Below are 14,643 nucleotides of genomic sequence, written 5' to 3' on the forward strand. Positions count from 1 at the left end.
AAATATTATTGAGTTTGAAGGGTTGACATTCCTCCATCAACACCAATTATTTGCCCTGTCATCCAAGAGCTTTCTTCACTTAATAGAAATGAGGCAATATTGGCAATATCTTTAGTTGTTCCTACTCTTTTTAATGGGTGTTTTTTGCCCATTGCATCTTTTTTATCGTCTGTAGATAATAGTCTTCCTGCCAGAGGAGTATCTGTCAATGATGGTGCAATAACATTTACGCGCAAACTCGGTGCATATTCTGCTGCAAGTGCTTTTGAAAATCCCTCAATAGCTCCTTTTGCGGCTGCCACACTTGTATGGAAGGGCATTCCTACTTTTACTGCAACGGTACTAAAAAAGACTAAACTAGATTGATCGCCAGCTTTTAAATTGGGCAATAATCCTTGAACAACCTTAACTAATGAGATGAAATTTATATTTAAATCCTCTAGAAATGCTTCAGAATTTAATCGCTTAAAAGGTTTTAAATTAATACTTCCAGGACAATAAACAAAGCCGTGAATAGCTTCTGGCAAATCTAAAGAGGAAATATCATCTTCGAGAGCATTAAAAATATGGTGAGTTACACCCTTGAGTATATCATTATTAGTACGTGAAGCTATGATAATATTGTGTTTGTCTTTGAGTTGTGAAGCAATTTCTCTACCTATACCATAAGAACCACCAATTAATAATATATTCTTTCTCATTATATTTATTTTTTTGCTCTGAGCTTATTCAAGATTTGTGTACGATTATAAAATTTCTCCAAAAAGTTCAATTAGCTTTTTTCTTCGGTATTCAAATATTTCATCCAACTTTGGTTTTACTAAAAATGGATGCGCTAGTTGGCCTAGAAAACCCATAGGAACTTTATAATCTACAATATCTTCCATTTCTACTCCTCCTTCAATTTCTTTAATAAAATGTTTGTGATGCCATAATGAGTAAGGGCCAAAGCGTTGCTCATCAACAAAATATTCTAAGTCTTTAACGTGGGTAATTTCGGTAACCCATTTTGTTTTTATTCCTAAAACGGGAGTAACAATGTATTGAATTATTTGGCCGGGATACATAGCTCTATCTGCGCCAGAAAGGATTTCAAACCCCATATAATCTGGAGTAATAGTTTTAAGATTTTTAGGATTGGACAAGAAATCCCACGCTTTTTGCATTGTAATAGGTACGCGTTGCTTAGCGTGTAGTGTATATATTTTCATTTCACGTTGTTTCTGAAAAGAATTTAGTAGTTAAAATAGAGTCTTGTAAATTAGTTTGCTAATTTATTTCCGTTGCTTTTCATCAAACGATAAAATGAATTAGCAGCATCATTTTTTCTCTTTCTGAAATTTAAAAAAGACTTAAAATAATTTATAAAAGATTTCATAGATTTTCTTTTCAGATAAAGATATTATTGTTTTACGTTATTATGATTATCTTAAACAAAATATTAACAATTTAAAATGTGTAATTTAGTTTTTGATTAAAAAAAAAGCTAATCTGTAGATTATCAGCTATTATTGGTTTCAAAACAATTATGTGGAGTTTCTACATTTCAGAAGAGACTATTAAAAAAATTTTTGAAATCATTTTTTTTTAAAGTTGTTTAAATAAACGTTGAATGATAAAGACACCTTAAATAATGCAGTTATAATGGCTTTCTGAGACCATTAATTTTAATGAGTTTTTGATATCATTTTAAGGTTTTGTTAACTTATTTGACCCTAACGTATATGTAAATTGCAGGGAATAATCTAATAACCATATTAACGTAATTTTTAAAAAAATAAATAAGATGAAAAAAGCATTTTTTTACTTGGCAATGGTAACCCTTTCAATGGGTGCATTTGCTCAAATTAATACTCCTGCACCAAGCCCTTTCCAAAAAATAGAACAAAAAGTAGGATTGACAGATGTAACTGTTGAGTATTCAAGACCATCAATGAAAGGTCGTACTATTTTTGGTGATTTAGTGCCTTATGACAAAATGTGGCGTACGGGAGCAAATAAAAATACTATTGTTACTTTTAGTGATGATGTAATGGTAGGTGGAAAAGAATTGAAAGCTGGTAGTTACTCTGTATTTACTAAGCCTGGGGCTGTAAATTGGGATGTATATTTCTATAGTGATACAGAAAATTGGGGTACACCAGAAAAATGGGATGATAATAAAGTAGCTGCAATGGTAACTGCTAAAACTTTTGCAATGCCTATGGCTATTGAGACGTTTACAATCACATTTGATGATCTTAAAAATGATGGTGCTAATATGGGTATTCTTTGGGATAAATCATACGTATCAGTACCATTTACTACAATGACTGATAAAATGGTAACTTCTAGCATTGAAAATGTAATGAGTGGTCCAAGTGGTGGAGATTACTACAATGCTGCGGTATACTATTTAGAAAATGGTAAAGATATTAATAAAGCAAAAGAGTGGATCGATAAAGCAGTTGCATCAAATGATAAAGCATTTTGGTATAAGAGACAGCAATCTTTAATTTATGCAAAAGCTGGTGATACTAAAGGTGCTATCAAAGCGGCAAAAGCTTCTATGGCTCAAGCACAAGAGCAAGGTAACATGGATTACGTTGCATTGAACAAAAAATCATTAAAAGAGTGGGGAGCAATGTAGTTGCTAATTCTTTATTAATAAAAACGCCTCAAGTTTTTGCTTGGGGCGTTTTTGTTTGTTTACTGCGGAAATGTGGTAGGGGGGAGGTCTTGAGAATTATATATTTATTCATCAATATTTAATCTCATTTTTAATAAATCTGGTTTAAACCCGAATTTACTATAGGCTTTAAGAGCGCTTTCATTTTCTGCGTATACATCTAATTGAATTTCTGTGAGATTTCTTTCTTTTGCTTTTAATATTAAAGCATCGATAATTTTTCTATTTATTCCTTTTCCTCGAAATTCTGGTAATACAAACATAAAACCTAAGTAAGCATATTGCGCTATCTTTTTATAGGGTTTTGAGTTTTTAATAACCAAATGCCCCGAACCAATAATTTTCCCACCTATAGTGGCAACTAAAACATCTGCACTTTTACTTTTGATAAGATTAGTCAAATCATAATATGTTATTAAACTCTCTTTTAAATTTGAAGCAAAGGGGCGTTCGTAAGCTATAACTTCTTGCTCAAATGATTTCAAGATTTTCAAGTCATCAATGTGTGCTTCTCTAATTTTTATTTCCATTCTTTTTAATTTAAAAATGTTCAACCCTTTTATGTAGAATTGATAGTGTTTTAATCATATATTCTAATAATTTCTCCATTACCTTTACCAATTACACTTCTCACAAAACCATTAATTACTTTTCTCATTGGGATTGGATTATGGCCTGGAAATAAATCTTTGTACTTATCATAAGCATCCTCAACCATTCCAGATGAAACTACATTTACTCTTATTCCGTTTTCTATTTCGAGCGCTACAGCTTTAACAAAACTATGTATACCACCATTTACCATTGCGGCACTTGTTGTTTTTATAACAGGATCGTCTGCTAATATACCTGTGGATAATGTTATAGAGCCATTTGCTGTTAAATAATGTTGTCCAATTCGTACAAGATTTACCTGTCCCATAAGTTTACTTTTGAGTCCAATGTAATAATCTTCCTCAGTAAGTTTATTAAAATCATCCCACTTGGCTTCACCAGCAATGCAAATGATAGCATCAAGTTTTCCAGTTTTCTCAAACATAGATTTTATAGATGTACTATCTGCTATATCAACAGTAACATCTCCATTTGTTCTGCCTGCTATGAGTATATTATTTTCTTCTTTGAAATGAGAAACTACTGTTTTACCAATGGTGCCATTTCCTCCTATTATTAAAATTTTCATTATTTTACGATTTAATTTATACATTTTGTTTTTTCACATTTCTTTTTATTATTTCGAGTCTTATATATTGTCAGAGTTGCAATGACACTCCAAAGCAAGTTTGTTACGAATGGTGGTATCGCATTGTAGTAATAGCAATTTATAGCTATTAAAAGCCCACCAAATAAGTTTAGATATTTGCTGTAATTTAAATAGTTTTTATTTTCAATAAGTGTTAATGCGTAAGCAAGGATTATTAGCCCTGAACCTGACCAGCCTAAAACGTCAATTATTGTTTTCATATATTGTTATATTGATATATGTAGATATGTTAGTTTGTTTTTTTAGTTCAGAAAATTAATAAATTGTCTAATTACCTTTTCATTTCTTTTAAAATAAGACCACTTTCCGTGTCGTGTGGATATTAATAAGCCACACTTTTCCATATTACTTAAATATGTTGAAATAGTAGATTGTGATAAGCCTGTCTTTTCTTGAATATAGGTAACACATACACCATCATTAAAATGCTTTAAAGTTTCGTGTGGTGGGAAGTGTTTCTCTGGTGCTTTTAACCACTCCATTATTTGCATTCTGGTCTGATTAGATAAACATTTTCCAATTTCTGTAGCTGTTCTCAGATTCATACCACAAACATATCTATAATTATCGATATGAAAAATGAATTAAGAAACATTTGTGAAAATGGGTGTTTTAGGTTTTAAATATCATTATTTAAATTTACAAAACATAAGCATTAAACATTTCGTCCAAAGTTAATTTAGGGTCATTAGTTAAACCAGGATGCGTTTTAGAGCTTTGAATAATTGTGCTTCTGCATGCAACTAGCCATCTAAACCTATCTGATAATTCAAAAGCTCCAATTTTTCCACCAGAGGATTCACCATTACATATTAATTTCCAGGAATTTAAATAATTATTGAGCATAACTAACTCAACTTCACAAGAGAATGAATTCAATTTTTCTGGATTGATATAAAATTTTATGTCAAGAAATTTTTTCTGTTTAGAAAATAAAATAACACCAACATTAAAGAATTCTTCCCTTTCTACTTTTGGAACAATTCTAATTATTGCATACTCAAATGTAGCTCTATCTTGCATTTTCAGCTTCTTTAACTAATACATCAATCTTTGATAATCGTGTATTTAAATATTTAATATAGGCTTCTCGCATGTCGTTTCCAGACATAGTATCAGACTCACTTAGCAAAAAATTTTCTGGAATGCTTGAAACTATTTCTTCAATTTTCTCTGGTTTGAGTAATTTCTGAATCTCTTTAGAAGCTTCTTCTAGCCTAGTAGCACTTTGTAAAAGTACGTGGTCTTTAATAAGAGGAAAAGTTCTAGTAAGATGGGCCTCCCAATTTTTCCAATCATGATGAAAATAAAAACTTGCCCCGTTATCAATAACCCAAAGTTCATTGTGCCACTGTAGTAAATTTGTGTTTTTAGTTGTTCTGTCTATGTTACTAATGATACTATCTAATAATACTATTTTTGAAGCTGTTAAAGCATCTACATCACTAACTAATGGGTCAAAAGTGATGGCTCCAGATAAAAAATGTAATCCAAGATTGAGGCCTATACTAAATTTAAGTAAGTCTTGGATTTCTTCATCAGGCTCAGTTTTACTAAATGAATCATCAAGATTCATCAAGACAAGTTCTGGAACCTTAAGGTTAAGTGCTCGAGCAATTTCACCACCAAGAAATTCAGCTATTAATGCTTTTTTACCCTGACCAGCTCCTCTAAATTTTAGCACATATAGGTAGCCATCATCTGCTTTTACTATAGCTGGTAGTGAACCACCTTCTCTTAGAGGTTGTACATACTGAATGACATTTACTGTTCGGATATCAATTTTATTCATATATGTTACAAATATAATTCATTACACAAAAGTTAGTTTTAATTATCCCTAATCCTAATAAAACTATGCTAGACAAAATTAAATGAATTTTATTAGCATTCCAGACATAATTATATAATGCTCACTTCAAAATATAAAGCAAAAATATTTTTGAAATTTTATCAAAGAAGATTTATAATTCGCAATGCAGAAACAACCGCACCTTCCATATAGCCTCCATATTCTATAGCAGTTTCTGTGCCTGACAAGAATAATTTATCATTCTTATAGCTTTGCTGCAATGCTGGATGACCATTGTTTTGATGTGGTCTTTGTACCATTTGATCTCCACCCACTACAAACTCATTTGTCCATATTTTATCAAAATAATTAGGAGGTTTTTTAGCCTCTTCTCCTAGAAGTTCAATTAATTGTTTTAGCACAAATTGTTTTCTTTCTTCTTGAGAGTAAGATGCTGCCTCACCATTCAAAAACCCTGTAAAACCAAATTTATTTTCTTCAAAGTTTGTGTGGTCGTGCATTTCTGTAATGATATTAGAGTGGCTAAACAACATCCCCGAATATCCGTTTTTTCTCCAGAAAGGTGATTCATACTCTAACACAAACTTAATTGAACCAGACATCCAGGTATGTACACTTGGCAAAAGCTGAGACATCATACTTGGTAGTTGAGGAGAAAACTGGATTTGTGAGCCTATAAGTTCTGGCGGCAAGCAAAGAACAACTATATCTGCATAGCGCTTTTCTCCATTTGAAATCTCAACCAACAACTCATTATCAACTTCTGAAATAGCAATTGCTTTTGTATTAAGGTCAATCTTTTCTGGATTTATTTTATTGACTAAAGCGTCAATAAGATTCTGAGTTCCTCCTTTTAATCTATAAGAGGGTTTTTCAGATTCTGAAACAAAAAAATGCTGTGGTGGTTGAGATGAGTTGGTTTGAAACAAAGAGATCCCTTTTGAATATTGCGGATATTTTTGCAGACCTAATTCATCTATCAAAGAAATTAAATTTTTGTGTATTTCAGAAAACCAAGTTGCGCCTAACTCTAGAGGTGTTCCTAGTTTTCCTTTTATAGTTTGTATACGCCCACCTAACCTTGATGAAGCTTCTATCACTTTAGCATCTTTACCTTTTTTTGACAATAAATAAGCCAAAGTTAAACCACTTAATCCACCACCAATAATTAATATTCGTTCTTTCATTTAATACTATCTCTGTAAAAAGCTATAGTAAAAATACAATAGCTTTTTTTAAATGTTAATTACTGAGGCCTACTAGAAAACACTAACCAATTTACACAAGCAAGTATACAAGTATTTGCAATACCCAAATAAACTAAAGGCCAGCTAAACCCAAACCAGTATATAACAGGGATCCAATATGTAAATATACTCCACACAGAAGACATACAAATGGGGCATTGAATAATAGGTTTTCTTAAATATTTATTGACTTTGAAAAATGTATAATCTTTATGAAACTGTATCCCAGTATTTGACAATGTTACCACAATCTTGGAATCAATGCGTTTTATTCGCTCATTTAAAAGGTTAACAAAAGCTACATAATTGCTATCTTTTTTAGTTATTAAAATTTCATTATAAGAAATACTAAAATCAAATTCTGGTATTTGCACACGCAATTTCTCTATAAATTCATTAAAAAAGAGCCCCTCAAAAATGACTTTTTCTTTGCGAGATTTCATTACCCATTTTTTAAATGGAAACAGTATCATCTCGCTATCATAATCTTTTCCATTTGGCATTTTTTCTGTTTCGCCTTTTGCAGAAATCCAAACCCCAACCATAAATAAAGATTGTATTAAAATATACCCTAATGCAGCTAAAATTGCATAAAAATAAAAACTTGGCTCCATAATTCTAAATGTTTTAAAGATGAAAAAGAAGCTTTATTTTATAGCAATAAAGCTTCTTTTGTATTACTTATAATTTGTTATTAATTAAACTACTTTATAAATTTTAACCTCAGGATTATCCTTTAGATAAGGTTTTAAACCGGTTACAACATCATTAGTAAACAAGGTTGTTGTTAAATAATTTTGTGCATCTTCAATATTTTTAAACCCGTGCAAAACCTGTACATCCTCTTCTCTAATTAAAAGTTCTTTGGAAGTCGCTCCTTTAATAGTTTCTAAAAAGGGTGCTTTGTATTTGCTGTATACACCTGCTGCGTTTGCTCTGTCCGCATCGTTAATATTAAGACTGATTTCTAAATATGCTTTTGTCATTTTATTACGTTTTAATTGTTATTATTATATTAATTTCTTCCTGCCATAACACCACCATCAATATCCCAGATAGCACCTGTAACCCAGGCACTATTGTCGCCTAATAAAAAGTCAATAGTTTTTGCTATATCTTGAGATGTACCAACTCTACCTATAGGGTGAAAATCGTTAAAACCTTGTAACGTCTCTTCAATCTTATCTTCCTCTATAAACGAACCATAAATAGGTGTTACAACCACTGCTGGCGATACTGCGTTTACCCGTATATTACTCTCTGCTAACTCCATTGCTAAATGTTGTGTAAGACTATGTAAACCAGCTTTAGCCATAGAATATGCTGAAGATGGCGTGGCTTTTATAGCTTGTTTTGCCCACATAGATCCTATGTTTACAATAGACCCATTACCATTAGCAGCCATTACTCTTGCAGCTTCTTGCGTAATAAAGAAAAATGCTTTGTTAAAATTATGGTAGATATCATAATCCTGTTCTGTATGTTCTAAAAAAGGTTTTGGGCTAAAATAGCCAGCAGAGTTAACTAGGTATTTTAAGTTAGGCATCTCTTTAGATAGCGTCAAGGCAAATGCATTTACCTCTTCCATATCAAACAGATTTACTGCTTTAGTTTTAACATTTCCGAAGGCAGATAGCGCTTCTTTTGTTTTTTCTAAGTTTTTGTTAGCTCTACCTACAATAGTTACTTCTATGTTTTTCTCTAATAAAAGTTGCGCAGTAGCTTTACCCATTCCTGTAGTCCCTCCTATGATAAGCGCTTGTGTATTTTTCATTATCTTATTTATTAATAATTATACTGCAAAGGTCAATATAACATCAAGTATAGAAGATGGACAAAAACGAAAAGGAATGGTACTTTTAAGAAACAGATTTCCTAAACTCTAAAGGTGAGGAGTTTGTATTCTTTTTAAAATATTTTACAAAATATGATGGATCGTCAAAACCCAAACGATATCCAATTTGGTTTACGTTTAAATCTGAATATAAAAGTAAGCGTTGAGCCTCGAGAATAATTCGCTCTTTTATAATCTGTGAGGGAGTTTTATTGAGCAATTGATTTGTAAGATCTGACAAGGTTCTAGACGAGATAAAAAGTAGTCTAGCATATTCTGCTACCGTTAAACCTTTAGTATAATTTTCGTCAATTAAATTAATAAACTTAATTAGCTGGACTCTTTTTTCATCAAACATAATAGGGATATCGTTCTGTGTTTGATCACATTCTTGTTTTGTGCGCTGTATTTGTATGAGAAAAGCTTTGAGATATGCTTTTAGTAATTCTTCTTTACCAAATTCATCTGGATTTGCAAACTCTCTTTTTATTTGAGAAATATATTCGTCAAAAACATTTGCAGATGCATTTTTTATTGGGCAAAGTGGCTGTAAATAGGGATTGTTAAAAAGGTTATATTTCAGAAAAAAATCTGTCTCATTATCCTTCTGAACTATAAAGGTCTCATTAAAATGAAGCAAAATGCCCTCATAATCTGTATTATCATCAAAGTAGTGTACTTGGTTTTTTGCAATAAAAAAAACAGAATCTTTATCTACGTTGTAGGCTTTAAAATCTACAAAATGCTTGCCTTTACCTTTTTTAAACCAAAGAACTTGATAATAACTATGTATATGTGGCTTTGTCGTAAACCCTTTGTGTTTTGTGATGTACTCTTTTAAGTCATGGATAGCAAACTGTGGCTTATCTGGTTGATGCCTGTTTAGGTGATATTCAATGATAGTATTTTCAATTATCTTATTTGGCATTTACACAAATTTACTAATTTAATAAAAGGGTAATTTGATTTTGTAAAAAGCTGTTTTTTGTATGACATTAATTGAAAGTGTAGATTAAGCTTAATTAGATTTTTGTAATTAAGCCCAGAGTCAAGGAAAATATTTTTTGTTTAAGAATTTAAACAATATCGCATATTGTAAAAATGCCCAAGAATAATTGAAGATGAAAAAATAAACGTTCCATATTCAAAAATTTCTCCACGATCTTCGAATAAAATTGATATTAGAAAGCCGGCAAATGCAACCCACAAAAAAACACTAATTCCTTTAGTGAAATTTCCTTTTGTGGTTTTGTAAATTGAAATAAATGCTATTATAATAAAGAGTGCTGCAATAATTGGGTTGCTGAGAAATCCAATTCCCATCGCAAGAAATGTAGGCACTGCAAGACAATGAATGATGCAAAGAAATGCGCTAATAGCTCCTAATTTATCCGCCCAGTATATTTTTTTAGTTTGTGTCATTTTTTGAATGTCTTATTGTATTCCAAATATTTTACCTTATCGACTTTAACGTCATTCCAAATGTCTAAAACCATGATTTCAATACGTTTGTCAATTAAATCTTGAATATTATCTCTATAGGCTTGATAATCGTCGTAATGTGTTTGAGATACATGGTTGAATTTATTCTGAAAATAAGTCAAAGGGTTAAACCAATAAGTTTGAGTTATTAATTCATTTCGATAACGGTTATCTTCTTCCACCTTCGCGGTAGCTTGTTTCATTGCATTATTTATTAATGCTGTTATCGAATTTCTTCTTACATTTTTTATACGTGATGTGTCTTTTGCAACTTCAGTCTGTTTTAAATTTGGATATAGTTTATAAAGTTGTTCGTTAGTTAATGCATTTGGTTGGTCATAGATCTCATCTGTTTTATCTCTTTTTGCATCAATTATATCAACCATTAAATTAGTTGGTCTTTCGATACTCACCCATTGTTGCACGGCAGCAGGTACGATAAAGGCGAAGAGCAGCCAAACGCCAATCATTTGTAAGGTATTTGAAACTGTGTTTTTTCCGAATTTCAGAATTAAAAAATAAATAATTATCCAAAAGAGTAGATAGATGCTTACCCATAAGAAAACCTGCCAGAACACATTTTCAGTATTAAAAACAGTTGTAAGCATAGCGCCATAAATAAGCAAACCCAGTAGAATGAATAATAGGAGTAGGGTATAAAATGCCGTTCTTGAAAGTATCCACCAATTTTTTGAACCTGTTTGTACAAATACCAGCGGTAAAAAACCGTGTTCAGCCTCCCGACCTTTTATGTTGTAAAGTAAGACCAATAATAAAAGGGGTAGTAGGTATAGAATCACAAATGAAAAATCTAAAGTACCGGACTGAATACGCTCCGGATTAGCAATTTCTTTTGCCATATCGGCATCGTAAGGACTGCTTGATGTACCAATTGCTTTATAAAATCCGTAGTGCTCCGTTTGTCCAATACTATAGACAATTGCAGGCGATGGTTTTTTAAAGTGATAAGTAGGAGTGCTCCAAATAGCCCAAAACGGAGTTGTTACATCTACCCAGGGTCTGTTTTCCGGTCCTTTTTTATTATTTTCAAAATAGGCTACTACAGTTTCTTTTTCAGTTTTTGCTTCCTTATTTATGCGTTCTATTTCGGCATTTTGCTTTTCATATAAATCTGCACCATTTTGCAAACCATAAATACTTGCGATGATGAAAAGTAATAGGGCTACAATTTTAAAAGGGCTACGTACAAAATGTTTCCACTCGTATAAAAATATGCTTACGTTTCTCATACAATTTGTATCTTTTTAGTTCCCAAAACAATAAGTACTACCACTAAAATTGACCATAGCATCATAAAAAACATATCTAAGATATAATTTGGTAGTACTACGGAAATTTGAGTGGGTTTATAATCGAAATCTGGAACTGATTTAAAAAAGGCATTATCTTCTTTCCAGCCCCAATTTCCTGTTTTAGAACCCCCAAAGGTTTGTTTATCATTCAACATTTTAATAAATACTCGTCTGTAATTTTCTACTTGTAGCAAAAACTCCTGATGATGTAAATTATCGCTCGCCATAAACCCCATACTAGTATTTTGCAAGGAAATAAAAGGGTTAACCATACCGCCTAACTGAAAGTTTTTTTTCTGCTTTTGAAGTATATCCCGGTTATTTCCAAAATGTTTATCCCAAACACTATTTCCATAATCTTCATCGGCCTGCATTCGCATACCGTCGAAATTTATAGGTAGTTGCGACAAACTATCTACACCATATTCTTTAAGCACTTTTTCTTTTAAAGCGATACCTCTTTTATCGGCAGGATTATGCCCATCCAATCCTTTTGAACGGTCTTCTTTCATCGCAGATTGAAATTCGTTTCTACTAGGTAATGAATTCCATTTTTCTACAGAACTCATTAATATATTTGGTAAAAACAGCGTCCATATTATCCAAATACCCAGCATTGAAGTTAAAGAGAGCGTAGCATTTTGCCACCGTGCAGAAAAGAAAACAGTGAGTCCGCTAATAATAAAATAGTACAGACAATAAGTCAAGAAGAATAAACCGGTTCTGATTAAAATTTCGGAGTTTAAACTTTGAAAATTAAGAACACCATAGACTAAAAGGATAAAGGTTAATAAGAGTACTCCATACAACCAAACTGATAGCGCTTTGGATAAAATAATTTGTAAAGGTTTGGCGCCTTGCAATACGAGTAATTTTAGGCGTCCGGTTTGTTTCTCGTTACTCACCGTGTTAAACGCTAAGAAAATTAATAATAAGGGCACAATGTATTGTAATAAAAGTGAGGGTTTTAGTTTTCCAAATCGCGAGACGGCTTGCATTTGTGATGCTTCGGAATGTATTATTTCATTTTGTACATGTCCCTCTACTCGGAGTACATTTCCTGTAACTGTGTTTACTCCTTCATCGAGACTGCTTAATAAGTTGGAAGGTTTAAACACATAAGTTCCGTAATGTGCAGCACTGTGTGGATTCATTTCATCAATACTAACCCATTGTTGCCGAACGTGATCTTTGGCATTTTGATGGGTTTGCTGTTGTTTTTGTGTTTGATAATTACCTAAAAAAACAGAGAGCAGCAAGATTGCAATAAAAGCAATACTAATACTTAAAAATATGCGGCTACGGACAAAAAAGCGCCATTCGTTTTTAATGATTTGCAACATAATATTCTTCTTAGTTTTGCATAAATTGTAGATACAACGTTTCAAGTTCGTTAGCGCTAACATTTTTGCTATGTAACTCCTTCACGAGAACTCCATTTTTTAAGATACCGATACGATTACACACTTCTCGAACTCGAAAAATATCGTGAGAAGCCATTAAAATTGTTGCACCTTCCGAAGCAAGTTTTTTGAGAAGTATAGAAAGTTCGTTGCTAGCTAATGGGTCTAAACCACTGGCAGGTTCGTCCAATAAATAGACTTTTGCTTTTTTTGCATAGGCAATCGCGATTCCTACTTTTTGTCTCATTCCTTTAGAGTATCCACCCACTTTTTTATTGTGCGCTTCTGAAGCCAATCCACAAGTAGTTAAATAGGTTTCCAGCTGGCTCTTAGTATATTTTAAACCTGCTAGCTTGCAGAAATAATCTAAGTTTTCTAAACCCGATAAATACGGATAGAGGTTTACATTTTCAGGAATATAACCAACAAGTTTTCTAGTCTCTTGGGAGTTATGAGTAGTGTCTATCTTGTTAATAGATACTTTTCCTGAATCTGGTTTGAGAAACCCCAATAACATATTTATGGTAGTAGATTTTCCGGCTCCATTCGCTCCTAAAAGACCTAAAATTTCGCCTTTATTTACATTCAGGTTTAAGTTTTGAATAGCAAGATCACCCTTAAATGATTTATTAACGTTTTGTAATTGTATCATAAAATTATCGTCATTAATGCAACTAAGTTGCGAAAATAGATAATAAAATTTGCAATTGCAACATAGTTGCATTAATTTTGTTTTATGGGAATTATCAGAAAAACTAAAGCCGTAACGACAGTATTACAAATTTTTGAAGAAAAAAATGAAGCGAAATCGGTAGTGCACCTCATAGAACTTGTAAAGGATAAAATGAATAAAACTACAGTATATCGAATTTTAGATAGACTTGAACAAGACGGAGTGATACATTCATTTAATGGAAAGGATGGTTTAAAATGGTATGCTAAGTGCGAGGGGTGTTCTGCAAACCATCATTCAGATAAGCATCCACATTTTCAATGTACAGAGTGTGATAAGGTGGAGTGTTTATCTATAGAGATTAATATTCCTTCTATAAAAAATCACAAAGTTGAATCAACAGACATTCTTTTAATGGGACAATGTGAAGTTTGTTGTGTTTGATAATGGTTGTATAGGTTTATTTATAATTCTTTATATGTTTAAAGGTGTGAGCTTTTCTAGTTAGCAAAAAACCTTATTTTATCATTAACTCTCGAATATGTTTACAGGAGCATTTCCGTAGCTTAGAAACTGTTCTTGAAATTCTGTTAAATTAAAAGTATCTCCTTTTAAAGTTTTCATTTCATCTCTAAGGGAATAAATTTCAGAAAAACCGGTGAAGTAAGAACTGAGTTGCGCAGAAGTTAACGTGACTCTCATCCATTTTTCTTCTGCTTCAGTATTTTCTTGAAACGCTTCTGCAATCATCAATTTTTAGCTTTTTCTTTTTGGAGATTAAGCACATGATAACTATAATCCAGAATTGTATTTGTCACAGATTTCAATTGCCATTTATACCACATTAACCATATTTCTGGAGAATAATTATAGCCTTCTTCTATCATCATTATTTCAGTATAGTTTGGCCAGCCTTCTATCATTGAACCATTAGCTAGTACAGGTT

General features: G+C 32.0%; 21 protein-coding genes. 2 read left to right on the forward strand and 19 right to left on the reverse strand.

Translation table 11 applies throughout. From position 1 onward, the window contains the following. Positions 1-5: 5 nt before the first annotated feature. Together GB234_RS07615 and GB234_RS07620 are read right to left on the reverse strand one after the other, a co-directional pair. Positions 6-701, reverse strand: a complete 696-nt coding sequence (locus GB234_RS07615; protein WP_151893954.1) for an SDR family NAD(P)-dependent oxidoreductase — start codon at positions 699-701, stop codon at positions 6-8. A 45-nt stretch (positions 702-746) separates the two neighbouring features. After that, positions 747-1,211, reverse strand: coding sequence for an SRPBCC family protein (locus GB234_RS07620; RefSeq protein WP_151893955.1), 465 nt, complete (start codon positions 1,209-1,211; stop codon positions 747-749). 575 nt (positions 1,212-1,786) lie between these two features. Here GB234_RS07620 and GB234_RS07625 point away from each other — a divergent pair. Next, the gene (locus GB234_RS07625) at positions 1,787-2,629 is read left to right on the forward strand and encodes a DUF2911 domain-containing protein (RefSeq protein WP_151893956.1); all 843 of its coding nucleotides are present in this window, start codon (positions 1,787-1,789) and stop codon (positions 2,627-2,629) included. Positions 2,630-2,733: 104 nt separating this feature from the next. On the opposite strand, the gene GB234_RS07630 is transcribed toward GB234_RS07625, so the two are convergent. From GB234_RS07630 to GB234_RS07700, 15 genes are all read right to left on the reverse strand, one after another. After that, on the reverse strand, positions 2,734-3,198 hold the full coding sequence (locus GB234_RS07630) for a GNAT family N-acetyltransferase (RefSeq protein WP_151893957.1): 465 nt from the start codon (positions 3,196-3,198) through the stop codon (positions 2,734-2,736). Between the two features lie 50 nt (positions 3,199-3,248). Beyond that, positions 3,249-3,851 (reverse strand): short chain dehydrogenase, encoded by a 603-nt coding sequence (locus GB234_RS07635; protein ID WP_151893958.1) that lies wholly within the window; start codon positions 3,849-3,851, stop codon positions 3,249-3,251. Between the two features lie 11 nt (positions 3,852-3,862). Continuing rightward, entirely contained in the window at positions 3,863-4,132 is a 270-nt protein-coding gene (locus GB234_RS07640; RefSeq protein WP_151893959.1) for a CBU_0592 family membrane protein, read from the reverse strand. Positions 4,133-4,174: 42 nt separating this feature from the next. Beyond that, entirely contained in the window at positions 4,175-4,477 is a 303-nt protein-coding gene (locus tag GB234_RS07645; protein WP_151893960.1) for an ArsR/SmtB family transcription factor, read from the reverse strand. 94 nt (positions 4,478-4,571) lie between these two features. After that, on the reverse strand, positions 4,572-4,955 hold the full coding sequence (locus GB234_RS07650; protein WP_151893961.1) for a DUF3037 domain-containing protein: 384 nt from the start codon (positions 4,953-4,955) through the stop codon (positions 4,572-4,574). Continuing rightward, a complete protein-coding gene (locus GB234_RS07655) occupies positions 4,945-5,724 on the reverse strand; it encodes a HipA family kinase (RefSeq protein ID WP_151893962.1) in 780 nt (259 codons plus the stop codon). The genes GB234_RS07650 and GB234_RS07655 overlap by 11 nt, the downstream gene beginning before the upstream one ends. Positions 5,725-5,885: 161 nt before the next feature. Further along, positions 5,886-6,932, reverse strand: a complete 1,047-nt coding sequence (locus tag GB234_RS07660; RefSeq protein WP_151893963.1) for a flavin monoamine oxidase family protein — start codon at positions 6,930-6,932, stop codon at positions 5,886-5,888. 59 nt (positions 6,933-6,991) lie between these two features. After that, positions 6,992-7,606, reverse strand: a complete 615-nt coding sequence (locus GB234_RS07665) for a hypothetical protein (RefSeq protein ID WP_151893964.1) — start codon at positions 7,604-7,606, stop codon at positions 6,992-6,994. An 84-nt stretch (positions 7,607-7,690) separates the two neighbouring features. Next, a complete protein-coding gene (locus tag GB234_RS07670; protein WP_151893965.1) occupies positions 7,691-7,978 on the reverse strand; it encodes a hypothetical protein in 288 nt (95 codons plus the stop codon). Positions 7,979-8,007: 29 nt separating this feature from the next. Next, positions 8,008-8,766, reverse strand: coding sequence for an SDR family NAD(P)-dependent oxidoreductase (locus GB234_RS07675; protein WP_151893966.1), 759 nt, complete (start codon positions 8,764-8,766; stop codon positions 8,008-8,010). 85 nt (positions 8,767-8,851) lie between these two features. Next, entirely contained in the window at positions 8,852-9,754 is a 903-nt protein-coding gene (locus GB234_RS07680) for an AraC family transcriptional regulator (protein WP_172966861.1), read from the reverse strand. A 140-nt stretch (positions 9,755-9,894) separates the two neighbouring features. Continuing rightward, positions 9,895-10,248, reverse strand: a complete 354-nt coding sequence (locus GB234_RS07685; RefSeq protein WP_151893967.1) for a MerC domain-containing protein — start codon at positions 10,246-10,248, stop codon at positions 9,895-9,897. Continuing rightward, the gene (locus tag GB234_RS07690; protein WP_151893968.1) at positions 10,245-11,558 is read right to left on the reverse strand and encodes a DUF3526 domain-containing protein; all 1,314 of its coding nucleotides are present in this window, start codon (positions 11,556-11,558) and stop codon (positions 10,245-10,247) included. Before GB234_RS07690 ends, GB234_RS07685 begins: the two co-directional genes overlap by 4 nt. After that, the gene (locus GB234_RS07695; protein ID WP_172966862.1) at positions 11,555-12,964 is read right to left on the reverse strand and encodes an ABC transporter permease; all 1,410 of its coding nucleotides are present in this window, start codon (positions 12,962-12,964) and stop codon (positions 11,555-11,557) included. The genes GB234_RS07690 and GB234_RS07695 overlap by 4 nt, the downstream gene beginning before the upstream one ends. 10 nt (positions 12,965-12,974) lie before the next feature. After that, on the reverse strand, positions 12,975-13,676 hold the full coding sequence (locus GB234_RS07700; RefSeq protein ID WP_151893970.1) for an ABC transporter ATP-binding protein: 702 nt from the start codon (positions 13,674-13,676) through the stop codon (positions 12,975-12,977). An 84-nt stretch (positions 13,677-13,760) separates the two neighbouring features. On the opposite strand from GB234_RS07700, the gene GB234_RS07705 reads away from it, so the two are divergent. Continuing rightward, the gene (locus GB234_RS07705; RefSeq protein ID WP_151893971.1) at positions 13,761-14,141 is read left to right on the forward strand and encodes a Fur family transcriptional regulator; all 381 of its coding nucleotides are present in this window, start codon (positions 13,761-13,763) and stop codon (positions 14,139-14,141) included. Positions 14,142-14,225: 84 nt separating this feature from the next. Here GB234_RS07705 and GB234_RS15255 read toward each other — a convergent pair whose 3' ends face one another. Both GB234_RS15255 and GB234_RS15260 read right to left on the reverse strand, forming a co-directional pair. Then, positions 14,226-14,447, reverse strand: a complete 222-nt coding sequence (locus GB234_RS15255; RefSeq protein ID WP_208997320.1) for a DUF885 family protein — start codon at positions 14,445-14,447, stop codon at positions 14,226-14,228. Then, the gene (locus tag GB234_RS15260; protein ID WP_208997321.1) at positions 14,447-14,620 is read right to left on the reverse strand and encodes a DUF885 family protein; all 174 of its coding nucleotides are present in this window, start codon (positions 14,618-14,620) and stop codon (positions 14,447-14,449) included. The genes GB234_RS15255 and GB234_RS15260 overlap by 1 nt, the downstream gene beginning before the upstream one ends. Positions 14,621-14,643: the final 23 nt, after the last annotated feature.

It is taken from the genome of Patiriisocius marinistellae (assembly GCF_009014635.1).
Lineage (GTDB): Bacteria > Bacteroidota > Bacteroidia > Flavobacteriales > Flavobacteriaceae > Patiriisocius > Patiriisocius marinistellae.

Excerpts from the sequence above, each read along its gene's own strand:
- GB234_RS07615 (WP_151893954.1), bottom strand. The coding sequence starts at position 701 with ATGAGAAAGAATATATTATTAATTGGTGGTTCTTATGGTATAGGTAGA.
- GB234_RS07620 (WP_151893955.1), bottom strand. The coding sequence starts at position 1,211 with ATGAAAATATATACACTACACGCTAAGCAACGCGTACCTATTACAATG.
- GB234_RS07625 (WP_151893956.1), top strand. The coding sequence starts at position 1,787 with ATGAAAAAAGCATTTTTTTACTTGGCAATGGTAACCCTTTCAATGGGT.
- GB234_RS07630 (WP_151893957.1), bottom strand. The coding sequence starts at position 3,198 with ATGGAAATAAAAATTAGAGAAGCACACATTGATGACTTGAAAATCTTG.
- GB234_RS07635 (WP_151893958.1), bottom strand. The coding sequence starts at position 3,851 with ATGAAAATTTTAATAATAGGAGGAAATGGCACCATTGGTAAAACAGTA.
- GB234_RS07640 (WP_151893959.1), bottom strand. The coding sequence starts at position 4,132 with ATGAAAACAATAATTGACGTTTTAGGCTGGTCAGGTTCAGGGCTAATA.
- GB234_RS07645 (WP_151893960.1), bottom strand. The coding sequence starts at position 4,477 with ATGAATCTGAGAACAGCTACAGAAATTGGAAAATGTTTATCTAATCAG.
- GB234_RS07650 (WP_151893961.1), bottom strand. The coding sequence starts at position 4,955 with ATGCAAGATAGAGCTACATTTGAGTATGCAATAATTAGAATTGTTCCA.
- GB234_RS07655 (WP_151893962.1), bottom strand. The coding sequence starts at position 5,724 with ATGAATAAAATTGATATCCGAACAGTAAATGTCATTCAGTATGTACAA.
- GB234_RS07660 (WP_151893963.1), bottom strand. The coding sequence starts at position 6,932 with ATGAAAGAACGAATATTAATTATTGGTGGTGGATTAAGTGGTTTAACT.
- GB234_RS07665 (WP_151893964.1), bottom strand. The coding sequence starts at position 7,606 with ATGGAGCCAAGTTTTTATTTTTATGCAATTTTAGCTGCATTAGGGTAT.
- GB234_RS07670 (WP_151893965.1), bottom strand. The coding sequence starts at position 7,978 with ATGACAAAAGCATATTTAGAAATCAGTCTTAATATTAACGATGCGGAC.
- GB234_RS07675 (WP_151893966.1), bottom strand. The coding sequence starts at position 8,766 with ATGAAAAATACACAAGCGCTTATCATAGGAGGGACTACAGGAATGGGT.
- GB234_RS07680 (WP_172966861.1), bottom strand. The coding sequence starts at position 9,754 with ATGCCAAATAAGATAATTGAAAATACTATCATTGAATATCACCTAAAC.
- GB234_RS07685 (WP_151893967.1), bottom strand. The coding sequence starts at position 10,248 with ATGACACAAACTAAAAAAATATACTGGGCGGATAAATTAGGAGCTATT.
- GB234_RS07690 (WP_151893968.1), bottom strand. The coding sequence starts at position 11,558 with ATGAGAAACGTAAGCATATTTTTATACGAGTGGAAACATTTTGTACGT.
- GB234_RS07695 (WP_172966862.1), bottom strand. The coding sequence starts at position 12,964 with ATGTTGCAAATCATTAAAAACGAATGGCGCTTTTTTGTCCGTAGCCGC.
- GB234_RS07700 (WP_151893970.1), bottom strand. The coding sequence starts at position 13,676 with ATGATACAATTACAAAACGTTAATAAATCATTTAAGGGTGATCTTGCT.
- GB234_RS07705 (WP_151893971.1), top strand. The coding sequence starts at position 13,761 with ATGGGAATTATCAGAAAAACTAAAGCCGTAACGACAGTATTACAAATT.
- GB234_RS15255 (WP_208997320.1), bottom strand. The coding sequence starts at position 14,447 with ATGATTGCAGAAGCGTTTCAAGAAAATACTGAAGCAGAAGAAAAATGG.
- GB234_RS15260 (WP_208997321.1), bottom strand. The coding sequence starts at position 14,620 with ATGATAGAAGGCTGGCCAAACTATACTGAAATAATGATGATAGAAGAA.